This window comes from Acinetobacter sp. YH01019 (assembly GCF_013420285.1).
Taxonomy (GTDB): Bacteria; Pseudomonadota; Gammaproteobacteria; order Pseudomonadales; family Moraxellaceae; genus Acinetobacter; species Acinetobacter gandensis.
The window spans coordinates 19,736-32,276 of sequence record NZ_VOYM01000040.1; the positions used below are offsets into that span (position 1 = coordinate 19,736).

Here is a 12,541-nt window from a genome sequence, read left to right on the forward strand (position 1 = left end):
CTTCTCACTTAATGACTTAAAATGCGTCTTCGAGGTAAACAGTTTTAGGTGTACCGCCAGTCGTTGAAAATGTGATGTATTTCAGATCTTCAGAATCTTCATAACGGAAGATCTTCATACCGTTGTTAGCGCGGAAAGAACTCAAAAAGGCTGGTTGAATAACACCAAAGTTACTACGCACATATATATAGCCACCAAACTTCCAAGCACGGACATTAGGACTATCGGTTCGCATTTCGACAGCACCTTCAGGCGCCAAGCCATCCATAAATTGCAAACTCACACCATCTGGAATAATCGATGTTTGATTGCCTGTTGAATACATAGCTTTGGCTGTTGGGCTTCGACCAGGTATACGTGCGTCTACACGAACATCTAAATCACGTTGGCCAGTAGCTAACATCAAAATTACTGGAGCACCCAATCCCTTTAATGTGACCGTTACGTTTCCGAAAGCAGCTGGATCTAATGGTTCGATTGAAAGGATGTTAGTTTCAGGGATTTCATCTGGCTCTTTTTCGTTTTGCTCACCCAAACCATCTGAGAAACGTCCACGGTCCAAAGAAATCTTTTCAATGTTCCATGGATTTCCTGAAGAATCGGTAAAGACAATAGTAGATAGCATGCCAGCGCTTAAACGAATTACTGGCGGTTCCTCACCAGGGTTTAATGAAATACCCAAACTACGGGTTTTCGCTTGTGGCGTATTTACATAAGGACTAGAAAGGCTTCGTTTTTGTTGCAACAAAAGTCCTTTAACTATTTTTGTTTGCTCAGGTGTGAACTGCAAACCAACAAGGTTGTGAACCTGTCTGTCAATTTCCGATGCTGTATCAACTACCTCAGGTGCAACCAAAGGAGATTGAGCATCCGCAAAAGTATTCGGGGGCATATCAGCAGCATTAACTATTGTAGTTAATGCAGTAGAAGCAAAAAGAGCCAAAGATAATTTTTTCAATTTCATAAGTTTCATCCAATTAACGCGCTGGAGTTAACGTAATTGTCTTAACAGCAATACCGTTGTAGTTCAGATAAGAACGTGGATGCTCAACAATAGTAACTGTCGCAATGAAGCGGTGAGTCTCTTTAGGTTGTTTGTCACCTAAAAAGAATTGAGTAGTGATAGGAACACGAACAGTCCAACTAGGTTCTGCAGCATGTAAATCACGGTTTTCGATTTGTGGAACATCAGTAGCAGTAGTTCGCATCGTTAGGTTGTTTTGTACGATTGTGCCAACTGTTTGTGATTGAGCGATTTGCTTCATCAATGAATCTTTACCGCCCTCAGTGAAATACATTGAACCAGCATTGTTAATAACGTCACGCCAGTTCAAGAAATCAAAGTTGTAGACAGAAAGTATTGCACTCTTACCGAATTCAGAAATAACAACGTCAGTAACGCGAGGGTTTTTTGATGCTTCGATTGGACAGATAACCGAGTTATCTACTGTTTGAACAGCTTTAACTTTAGGGTATGCATTAAAGGCAGCAAAAATAATCATCGCAAGAACAGCACTCACGATAAAAGCGAAAAACACGAAAACAAGCCATCGTCTTAACTTTGCAATCTCCTTATCTTTTTCATCCACCTGTTTTCTTAGCCAAAGACTAGGATCACAAGAACCTATTTCAGCGTTTTCATTAGATTTGTCTTTAGACACAACAGCACTCCTATTTCGCTGGCTGATATATAACAGATGGAATTGGACGATCTGATTTAGAGCTAAGCACACACTTAACTGGTGTGCCGTCATCAAAAACCATAGATTCGAAATCTGTTGTGGTGAGTTTAAAAGCCACAAAACTAAGCGTTGTTAAAACGGTTAAAATGCACAATGAGGCAAACGTACCAACCAACACTCTTAAAAGCCTTGCGTATTTTCTTTTACCTATTATTGATACTTCAGCGTAAGGAGAGCCCCATGTTGAAGTAGTCAAATTAGTTTTAGAGTTATCCATTTAGTCAATCACTAAACCCGACTTTAATTCGTCCTTATAATAGTCGGTATTAAACTCATTTGCTATATTAAGATCAAAATAATAAAAGGTATCTAGGTTATTAGCTAAAAGTGTTTTAACAAATTCATGGCTACCATTAACGTTTTCAATAGAATCTAAAGTAGGCTTTATACTAAAACCACTATGGCCTCTCCACTTTCGCCCATAAAAGTTAGAAGCAGTATCTTTACCAGCATGTCCAAAAGCACCAGCTATCACAAACTTATCAATACCCTTTACCTTAGCATTTGCAATACATTGATGCCTTGTACTGTATAAAGTAGGTCGTTGATCTTCATTAGTTAAAACCTTGCCTCTAAGTTTAAAGTAATTGATATAACTTAAACGTAAACGCTCTTGCAGTATTTTAATAAAAGTCTGTTTTTCATCCCATCCAAAGGTATAGCCACTACTTTTATTTAAACTAGATACCTTTCTCACATACCTATTTAGCAAGTTCCAGTAAAGGTATATCTTTTCTTGATCTTCATGTTTAAGGTCATCAAGTATTAAATACCTTTTAAGTCCATTAGCCCGACCATGTGTAGCCTTGCCATTTTCCACAATCATGATCAGTTTTGGTCCTTTTACTGCACAACAGAATGAAACGGAAAACCACTCAACAGGACGCAATCCAACAACAAGATTGGCATCAACAAAAGCAACCATCATCCGATCAAACTCACCAATCCTAGTGTTACTCTCGTTCTTATGTTCGAATTCTCTTACCAAGTAGTTGTAAAACGTGCGTTCAAAGTACTTTGTTTTCAGCTCAGAAGTACGCTTAGGTTTGTCCTTGTTAGCTGTATATTTTGTGTTAATGATTCTTAAATATAGTTCTTCTAAAAAATATTCATCAAAACCAGCATCTATATCTTCATCATTAATAGAGCCATTATTTAGCTCATTAAGCTTTAGACCGATTCCATATACTAAATATGCACGATATGTTCTAAATGTAGATTCCGCATAATATCCATTTTCAGATTTAGTTTTAAATTCAGAATATATGTTTTCATATAACATTTTTAAATCTAGCTCTGAACTATCTAAATGTTTATCAATCTTTTGCTTAAGCTCAATATCATATTTAGTCTTAGTAGAATACGGAAAATCTTCTATACGACTTGTATATTCTTTTAATGTCTTTGGATAGCTATTAGGATTCTCAAAACTGCTCACCACTACCACCCTTAATCCACATACAAAACATGAGCACATACTACAACGTTAAACACCTTTCTAAAAGTACTCGTTAAAACGTTTTTCACTTTAAGCAAAATGTTTTTCACTTTTAAGCCCAATAAATGCAAATGTCTTTTTTGACTCCTCTCTTGTTAGTACAGTGGAAAAATCAAAAAAATGAAGTTGAGAAATCATAAAAACACAGTGGGCCTTTTTTACAGTGAAGTGCTTGATATGCGTAGTTTCAATAGTCTTTTGCCAGTGCTGATGCCTTAAATTTTTAGGGATAAATACGACTCTAAGCACATCATTATTGCAGTTTAATTGGTGTTTAAGGTGTAAAACTTTATATTTAAGATGCACAGCACTAAACCATAGGGTAGGTTTTTATAAGTAGTAGTTGTAATGTCTTTAAAGTTTTAAATTAGTAATGGTATATACCAAGATGAATTTTTTCTTCAAACAGTTTTTATCAATTTATTTAATATTAAAGAAGCTGACTTATAAATAAATTGCATTAATCACATTAATATTTTTATTGTTAATTAAAAAAGTATATAAACATCTTTATTAATGTACTTCTATATTGTAAAATATAAATTACAGTATTAACAATATTTTAAGTAAAAAATAAACTAAATCTAGTTTGTTATTTTCTGTATAAAATTTATTCTAAAAAAAGAACAATAAAGATAATAAAAAGAAAGAATAAGACTATAAAGGATTATAAAAGACGTCTAGCAAACTATAAGAGCTCATTTACTCTCTACAATTGATTGAAAAAAGTACGTTGTATTTCTATTTCAGATAAGTACTACTAAAAAAAAGCATTGTTTTGGACAGACAATGCACCTAAAAAGAGTATTTTTTACAGATTTGTCTTGTTTAGGCCAGGTACGACTGCCTAAAGAACGGCCTTAGATATACGTTAAAGCTTATAAATTAGGTTTAAGCGAGTGTCTAAAAGTCGGCTTTATACCTTTTAAGGGGTTTTTTATAATTAATAAAGTGCATTTTAAAAGTTTTTAGACTAAAATCATTTTGTCTTTATACCCACTTAATCCGGAGTAAAAATGAAGCACAATAAAAAGCTTTTAAGCGTTCTTGCAATTGGTTTAATGATGTCTGGATGTGCTAGTCGTGATGTAACGCAATTAAACGTAGCAAGCCCTTTATCTATTATATCTGAAGCATCTCAAGAGGCTTTAATTGCACAACAGAATTTAAAGAACTCTACTGCAATTCAAATGCAAACTGCTCAGAAGAAACAAGGTAGCATCAACCATGACCTTTTAAATATCGACTACATAGGCGATCCAATACCTTTAATTAAAAGTATTTCTAGCCAATACGGATACCGTTTTGTAGAAGCTGGTCCTACCCATGAGCTTCCAATTGTTAATTTTAATAAAAAGCGTGTTACGGGTGTAGAAGCTTTACGCAATATTTCTGCATATTTAAATACTGCTTCGATAACTCTAGATCATCAAAATAAAAGTATTTTATTGACTTATAACTAACACCCTTTAAATCCTTTTATAAATATCTGGAGTTTTTATGGACTACTCTAATAATGCTTCATTACAAGAGCTACTAAACCCATCTAACCAGTCTTCTTTAGAAGTTCATGTTAGTAATGTTGAACAGCAAGCTCGTTATGAAGCCATGCTTGAATTGGTTAAGCAAAAAGGTATTAAGTTAGGGATCAATACGTATTTAAGCAACTCTCGTGAGGTCATCAAAAGCCAAGAGCGTAACCTTGATACAATCTTTAACTTTAAACCTTACATGATCAAAGGTGTTGTTGTTCCCCCGGTTATTATTGAATCAAAAGATGTAACTGAGACACCTAATGCCATGTCGTACAAGACGACTAAGCAGACTTATAAAATCTTGAAACAAGCTCGTTTCAGTACTCGTGCACCTGATTGGCGTCAGTACCTTGTTTTCCCTACACTTGATAGCAATGTTGATTACGTGACTTTCATTCCGAAAGAAATGTTACCAGCTAACGAACAAGAACGAAAAATATGGAAAGAGACTGCTGCTAAGTCTTATGAAATGGGTTTAGTTGAGGGCCGAAATATTGTTGAAGATGCAGTAGATCGTCTTAAACGAGATTATTTGGGGATGGTTACTTTCCATAAGTTTGTTTTAGAGGGCAAGTTATCAATGCCAGCAATTAGCAGTCAATCACTGGCTGTTACTTCTACACAAGACACTATTGCTCTTGATATGAAATTGCTTCAAATCCAACAATTACCGCAGTTCAATTCAAATATTGAAACTTGGAAACCAATTCTCCAACCTGAACAAATTGCACCTAGCTATCAAATTCCAAAAATTAACCTTGTTAGCGAACCTTAAGTTCGCTAACTCAATTGGAAGTTTTAAATGCAAATGAAGGTTTCGACATTAAAAGCAAAATCTGCATTATTTGATGTTAACAAGATTAAAGGATCTGAAAATAAGATTCTGACAGCTACCAAAGACATTCGCAAAGACTACGATTCTAGTCGTGGTTTTGGTTTGGCTACATTAACAGCCATAACGACATACAAAGATCCGAAACAAGGGTTTAAAAGTCGCGATGAATTTGAAAGTCTTCTATATGAAGCATTAGCTCATGGTGCTTCAGATATTTTCATTAGTCCAGATCGCCCCATCACAATGATGAAAGACTTGGACTTATATTCGTTAACACACCGTATTATCAATCGTGATGAAGCTTTACACATCCTAAGAACGATTGCTGATGAAAATGCCTACTTAGTCCTTATTAATAATAAGTTTATTAATAAGGCATATCGTATTCTGCAGAAAGACGCTTCAGGTAAGGAAACTCGTTATAACTTTCGTGTGAACGTATCTCGAACTTCGTATCGTGGATCTGGAGATTCTTTTCAGATAACGTTACGTACAATTTCTGGCATCCCCCCTCACTTTTCAAAAGTGGGTTTAGATGAAGATTTCATCAATAGATCGCTACCTCACAATGGTTGCTACATCATCGGCGGTATCACTGGTTCTGGTAAAAGTACAACACTAGCTTCAAATATTCGCTATGTGTTGGAAAATAATACTCATATTCGTGGAAATATTTTAACTCACAATGAGCCTATCGAATACGAGTATGACGCAATTGAAAGCACACACAGTATTGTTAGTCAAAGTGAAATCCCCAATAACTTCGAGACTTTTGCGGATGCAAATAGAGAGGCGATGCGTAGACGTCCTGCTGCAGTTGAAATCGGTGAATTGCGAGATAAAGAAACAATTTCTGCAGCTCTAGAACTTTCTTTAACTGGCCACCCTGTTTTTGCAACGGTTCACGCAACCACAGTAGACAAAATTATTCCACGTATGTTGAAGCGCTTTAAGCATGAAGAACATCTTCAGGCTGCAGCTGACATTATTGGTTCAGTTTATACATTGATTGCTCAACGTCTTGTTAAAGATGTGAACGGCAAGGTATTTGCTGTAAGGGAACACTTAATTTTATCACCTCAACTTAAAGAACAATTGCTTTTAATTGATGATATTCATGCTCAACAGAAGTTTATTCGAGAGTTAATGATTAATTCTGATGGTTCAGATCCAAACATCAGTAAGAGTTTCAGGAAACAAGCTGACGATCTACTCAAAGCTGGTCGTTTGCATGAAGACTACTATTACAAACTGATTTATTAAGAGGCGAATATGGATGATCAATATGCACACTGGTCGCAATTTAGATTAAATCTAATCCTATGGGGCGGTTTAAACGGATATTTGTTTATACCTTTTCTAGCTGTTGTTATTAAGTTTTCCTTATTCAAACTTATGCTTTTCATCGGCTTGATAGTAGCAACATTGGTTATTGAAAAAGTATTTAAATACAAATACAGCTATATCCCCTCTGCTCTTAGACGCTTAGTTTTTGGGGGCAATAAATACACTAGACGCGGTAGAAGACGTTACTCGTTGTAAATCTTGAAAAATTGAAAGGTAAACTTATGAAAAATACTCAAAATGAAAAACCAGCGATTGAAGAACGTTATATTGTTCTAGGTATTGATGATGGACATGGCGGTACAAAGCTTTATGCTGGTCTAGATCCAGATGGAAATGAAATCAAACTGACTATTCCTAGTATTGCTTATTCAGGAAAAGTCCTCACTGGCGAAGAGGAATCTACTGACTATTATGTGGTTAAAGTTAATGAAAACCTTTATACAGTTGGTAAGAAGATCAATAGTAGTGTTCCTCTAGATACCAGAACAGATGAATACCCGACATCTGAATATAACAAGGCACTAATACACCAGGCAATTAAGGCCTATATTGACCATATCGGAACATATGATGGTAGAGCGTTTGCAATCGCTACTTCACTTCCTGTTAGTCGCTATTACACACCTGAAAAAACCAAAAACATGCCACTTATTGATATGAAAACTAATTTTCTACTCAATGGTGATGTTTGCTACAACTTAAAAGATCATAAAGCTGGTAAACCGCTTAATATCATTAAAAGACATATTGTTAAATGTGAAGCTCAAACAGCTTATTTTAATGAGATTATTGATGTACACGGAAACGGGTCAGAAGATAGTGATCTTTTAATAAGTTCTGAATGTGCTGTAATCGATATTGGCGGTAAAACCACTGATATTGTAGTCACATTAGATGGAGGAAACATGCTTGATGGCCATCGTTCTACATCACGTAACCTTGGTATTCTTACCATCTATGAACGAATCACTAGCTTAATTCTTGAATCTGGCTATAAAACGGTTAACGCTAACTGGCTAGATTTCGCACTAAAATCTGGAAATTATGGTATAGGATCTCAAGCCAAAGATATTAGAGGTTTAATTCAGCAAGCTAAAAACGAATTCATGATCGAATTAAATAACTTTATCTCTAAACAGATCGGTGGAGGAGATGATTTAGCATTAGTATTATTTTGTGGAGGCGGTGCAGCTTTTCTTGAAAAAGAGATTAAAGAAAAGTACGACTTACCGAACGTAAGAATCGCAGAATCACCAGAGTACGCCAATGCTAAAGGTTTATATAAGTTAGCTAAATACATGTATAAAATGTACGCAGAAATCAAATGACAGATTCAAACTACATACAACTATCCTATCAATTAATTCACTTAACAAGAGAAGATCTTGATGTGATTAGTAGTGTTAATAGAAATCTACCAGGTCTAGACTTAAACGCTTTTAGTTTAAGTCTGCTGTATTTGGGATTTATCTTTTGTACTGACAAGCAGAAGATTTTTCTAAATGCGCCAGTGCAAAATGAAATAGACGAGATGTTTGCACAGCCTGTACGAATGAAAATAGATAAAAATGCAAATCAAAAACTATTTAATTCAATTAAAAAACATCCTCAAGGAAAGCTTCGTAGAAATTACATAACTGCTGTTTTACATGCTGGTATAGCGGTTCTAATTGAGCTTTCATACCTTTATAAGTTGTATGAAGTTAATGAGGATATGGCAAGCCTATATTCTGTCAATTCTTTCCTATTAAGGTTTGGTTTAAGTACTTGTGTTGAAACATACTCCAAGTTTAATACTGCTTACTATGTGTATGATATTGAATATCTTGAAAAAAAGTATCTTGATCATATCACCATACAAATACCAGAAAGTAGTAAGGAGAAAAGTGAACAATCACCTAAAAAGCCCGTAACTGATTCTATCAAGAGCAAGGAGGTTCCTGTTCAAAAAGCAGTTAAGATAAAGGAAGCTAAACATACTGAACATAAAAACATTCAGGACCACTCCCCTACCGTTGAAACATCTCAAAATACCGAAACATCCGAAATTAACAATGCTAAACCAAGTCAAAACGTATCTGAATCAAAACCAGTAACCAATCCAAGTAATTCGGATTGGCTTAACAAGACTTTTAATCCAGATCTATTATAAAAAAACCGGCAATGCCGGTTTTTTTCATTCAAAGTTTTGAAACTTCAATCATTCAAGCTCTTAAAAAACTCTTCAATTTTTCTAGCTTTCTCTTCTGTAATATCGGCATCCAAGGCTACTCGCAACTTAAGTACACTCTTACCTTTGGTACCACATTCAGAACTCATAGAACCAAATTTAACGCCCTTATCTGTTTTAAAATCGAATTTATTCTTACTCGATTGTTCTTCAGTAGTAGCTTCTTCAGTTTTTTCAGGCTTAGTCGCCTTATTTGCTTTTTCTTCTTCACTCAAAATAGCTATAAATCCTTTATGACGCTTGCCCGTGGATTTAAATTCTTCAACGTATTTATCCCATTCTGGTCTTAACAAGTCGAAAATTGCTTTTTCGGTTTTAGTTTCTAAAGCTTTATTTATTGCGGTATTCACTTCTTGAGCAATATATCCAGAAATTAGCTCAGGATCTTCGTTCAAAGAGTCCAAAATGAACTCAGGTAAGTCTAGAATATATTTGAGACGGAAATACTTCGACTTATCAATCGCAAATTTTTCAGTAACAAATTCATAACTTTCAAAAGGATAACCGAACTCTTCACATAATTGCTTGATTTTTAATATGCTTTCAAAATCTGTAAGATTATGTCTAGCAGTATTATCCAATAAAGCTGTTATAGCAGCTTTATCATCATTCATAGATGTTTTAACTAAAGCAGTAATTCTCTTTAGCTTTAAAATCTCTTTAATTGCTCTAAAACGTCTCTCACCAGCAATTAACTCGTAACGATTACCCTTCTGTCGAACAGTAATTGGGTTAATTTGTCCATTAATTTCTATATCAGCAGCCAAAATTGGCAACTTCTCATATACACGTTTATTCATGATACGTGGTTGATAAGGTGATGGATCAATTAAATCAATGTCGATTGATTCTAAATGAGATCCGCTAACAATATTTTTTGTTTCTCGCTTAGCTAGTGGGTTAAGACTCCCCTCTTCTATGGCTGGAGTCGCTGTATTTTCTTTTACATCAGTAACTTGAGCGTCACTCCCTGTTGCATTAGCAACAGGTGTTTTTTTCATGCTTTTTACTTTGTCTTTAAAGTTCATATCAGCACCTTATAATTTTTTGTATTCAGAAACCATTAGATCTACAAGTTGATTAATTGCTTGTTTTGCTGGTGTTTCTTTTCCAGCATCCAGATCAAATACGGAACACTTAACATATGATGCTTGACTAAAAACCGTAGCATTTGGAATACAGATTAATTCCTTATTTACCAGTTTTTCTTGTAATTTTGGTTGAGCATATTCATTGCGAATATCTTCAGCCAAGGTAAGATCCACTGTATTACGCTTGTTATAAAAGTTTAGTACTGGCGATAGAATTTTTAAATCTGGATTGCTTGTCTCTAAATCATCCATAGAGTTAAGTATATCTTCCAAACCCTGAATACTGTATTCACCCTGTAATGGAATTAATAAACTGTTTGATGCTAACAAAGCATTAAAAGTTAAAGTTTCCATTCGCGGTGGACAATCTAACAAAATAAAGTCGAAATCCCCTTTTATCTTTCTTAATACACTTCTAATAATTTCATTAGGAACTGGACTAGAACGTTGAATATTGATCTCAACATCACGAATGTTTTTAGCACAAGGAATCAAAGATACATTTTCAAAGTTGGTTTTATCTGGACCTTGTATAACATCGTGGATGTTAATTGTTTTATAGTTTTCAAAAATATCTTTTAGAGTGCCATCTATATCGTCAATATCTGGAACATTTGAAATATGTTTTGTTGCATTACGTTGGCTATCTAAGTCGATTACTAAAACCGTATAACCTAATTTTCCAAGCTTAGCAGCACAATTCACTGTAGATGTTGTTTTGCCCACACCACCTTTAAAATGGATGCTTGTACAAATATAAGTTTTTCCTGAGTTCTTTTGCATTTTTCAATCACCTTTCAAGTAAAGTCAAACAATACAATATTTGAAAAATATTTAAAATACTTTTTCACTTTATTTTTAATATATTTTAACTTTTTCAATCTATATGCCTAACATGTGTCCATATCTTATGTGTTTTTCATTATCAGACTGATAACAGCTTTAGATTCCTAAGCGTGGTTTTTTTCATTATCAGACTGATAACAGCTTTAGATTCCTAAGCGTGGTTTTTTTCATTATCAGGCTGATAACAGCTTTAGATTCCTTAGCGTGGTTTTTTCATTATCAGACTGATAACGGCTTTCGATTCTTAATCGTTGATTTTTTCATTATCAGACTGATAACAGCTTTAGATTCCTTAGCGTGGTTTTTTTCATTATCAGACTGATAACAGCTTTAGATTCCTTAGCGTGGTTTTTTTCATTATCAGGCTGATAACAGCTTTAGATTCCTTAGCGTGGTTTTTTTCATTATCAGGCTGATAACAGCTTTAGATTCCTTAGCGTGGTTTTTTTCATTATCAGTCTGATAACAGCTTTCGATTCCTAATCGTTGATTTTTTCATTATCAGACTGATATCAGCTTTAGATTCCTAAGCGTGGTTTTTTCATTATCAGGCTGATAATGGCTTTCGATTCTTAATCGTTGATTTTTTCATTATCAGACTGATAACGGCTTTAGATTCTTAATCGTTGGTTTTTTCATTATCAGACTGATAATGGCTTTCGATTCCTAATCGTGGTTTTTTCATTATCAGACTGATAACGGCTTTAGATTCCTTAGCGTGGTTTTTTCATTATCAGACTGATAACGGCTTTCGATTCTTAATCGTTGTTTTTCATTTTCAGACTGATAATGGCTTTCGATTCCTAAGCGTGGTTTTTTTCATTATCAGGCTGATAACAGCTTTAGATTCCTTAGCGTGGTTTTTTCATTATCAGGCTGATAACAGCTTTCGATTCTTAATCGTTGATCTTTTCATTATCAGACTGATAACGGCTTTAGATTCTTAATCGTTGGTTTTTTCATTATCAGACTGATAACGGCTTTAGATTCTTAATCGTTGGTTTTTTCATTATCAGGCTGATAATGGCTTTCGATTCCTAATCGTGGTTTTTTCATTATCAGACTGATAACAGGGGAGTTGCCAAGAAGAGGGGAGGGCTTACTACTACTTACAGTTAAACAAATGAGTAGACGTAGTGAAATGCACAACTGAAAATGATCTATATTAGCTGAGTAGGGGAGTGCCCTATTCACTAAAAAGACTACCAACAATATTTATAGAGAAATTTATAATATAGGCGATTAATACACTTAAATGTCTAGTAGGGGAGGGCTTCTTATTCATTCTTTGGTAGTGTCTAAATGTGACGTGTTAACCACCTATCTTTCATGTCTTGATTGTATTTTAATAAAAATAGATGCAAGACAGCTTCATGATTTTCTTTCTTCTTGGAAAAGCTTAAAGTTTTCCGTGTAA

Annotated in this window: 11 protein-coding genes; 5 read left to right on the forward strand and 6 right to left on the reverse strand. The window is 34.6% G+C overall.

Going from position 1 to position 12,541, the window contains the following annotated elements:
• Positions 1 to 16: 16 nt before the first annotated feature.
• The 4 genes from FTT84_RS10360 to FTT84_RS10375 form a co-directional block, all read right to left on the reverse strand.
• Positions 17 to 964, reverse strand: a complete 948-nt coding sequence (locus FTT84_RS10360; RefSeq protein ID WP_005005900.1) for a DotH/IcmK family type IV secretion protein — start codon at positions 962 to 964, stop codon at positions 17 to 19.
• A 13-nt stretch (positions 965 to 977) separates the two neighbouring features.
• A complete protein-coding gene (locus FTT84_RS10365; RefSeq protein ID WP_228134816.1) occupies positions 978 to 1,538 on the reverse strand; it encodes a DotI/IcmL family type IV secretion protein in 561 nt (186 codons plus the stop codon).
• A gap of 133 nt (positions 1,539 to 1,671) precedes the next feature.
• Positions 1,672 to 1,959: a hypothetical protein gene (locus FTT84_RS10370; RefSeq protein WP_032055042.1), complete on the reverse strand. Its 288-nt coding sequence runs from the start codon at positions 1,957 to 1,959 to the stop codon at positions 1,672 to 1,674.
• Complete coding sequence (locus FTT84_RS10375) at positions 1,960 to 3,180, reverse strand: hypothetical protein (protein ID WP_228719351.1); 1,221 nt, start codon at positions 3,178 to 3,180, stop codon at positions 1,960 to 1,962.
• 1,076 nt (positions 3,181 to 4,256) lie between these two features.
• On the opposite strand from FTT84_RS10375, the gene FTT84_RS10380 reads away from it, so the two are divergent.
• The 5 genes from FTT84_RS10380 (at position 4,257) to FTT84_RS10400 (ending at position 9,109) form a co-directional block, all read left to right on the forward strand.
• Positions 4,257 to 4,703 (forward strand): DotD/TraH family lipoprotein, encoded by a 447-nt coding sequence (locus FTT84_RS10380; RefSeq protein WP_005028631.1) that lies wholly within the window; start codon positions 4,257 to 4,259, stop codon positions 4,701 to 4,703.
• A gap of 37 nt (positions 4,704 to 4,740) precedes the next feature.
• The gene (locus tag FTT84_RS10385; protein WP_005005889.1) at positions 4,741 to 5,550 is read left to right on the forward strand and encodes a type IV secretory system conjugative DNA transfer family protein; all 810 of its coding nucleotides are present in this window, start codon (positions 4,741 to 4,743) and stop codon (positions 5,548 to 5,550) included.
• A 27-nt stretch (positions 5,551 to 5,577) separates the two neighbouring features.
• Positions 5,578 to 6,873 (forward strand): ATPase, T2SS/T4P/T4SS family, encoded by a 1,296-nt coding sequence (locus FTT84_RS10390; protein WP_005005886.1) that lies wholly within the window; start codon positions 5,578 to 5,580, stop codon positions 6,871 to 6,873.
• A gap of 305 nt (positions 6,874 to 7,178) precedes the next feature.
• The gene (locus FTT84_RS10395; RefSeq protein WP_180081129.1) at positions 7,179 to 8,285 is read left to right on the forward strand and encodes a ParM/StbA family protein; all 1,107 of its coding nucleotides are present in this window, start codon (positions 7,179 to 7,181) and stop codon (positions 8,283 to 8,285) included.
• Entirely contained in the window at positions 8,282 to 9,109 is an 828-nt protein-coding gene (locus FTT84_RS10400; RefSeq protein ID WP_166135305.1) for a hypothetical protein, read from the forward strand. The genes FTT84_RS10395 and FTT84_RS10400 overlap by 4 nt, the downstream gene beginning before the upstream one ends.
• Before the next feature lie 44 nt (positions 9,110 to 9,153).
• Here FTT84_RS10400 and FTT84_RS10405 read toward each other — a convergent pair whose 3' ends face one another.
• Positions 9,154 to 10,215: a ParB/RepB/Spo0J family partition protein gene (locus FTT84_RS10405; RefSeq protein ID WP_005005876.1), complete on the reverse strand. Its 1,062-nt coding sequence runs from the start codon at positions 10,213 to 10,215 to the stop codon at positions 9,154 to 9,156.
• A 9-nt stretch (positions 10,216 to 10,224) separates the two neighbouring features.
• Positions 10,225 to 11,061 (reverse strand): ParA family protein, encoded by an 837-nt coding sequence (locus FTT84_RS10410; protein ID WP_032055048.1) that lies wholly within the window; start codon positions 11,059 to 11,061, stop codon positions 10,225 to 10,227.
• Positions 11,062 to 12,541: the final 1,480 nt, after the last annotated feature.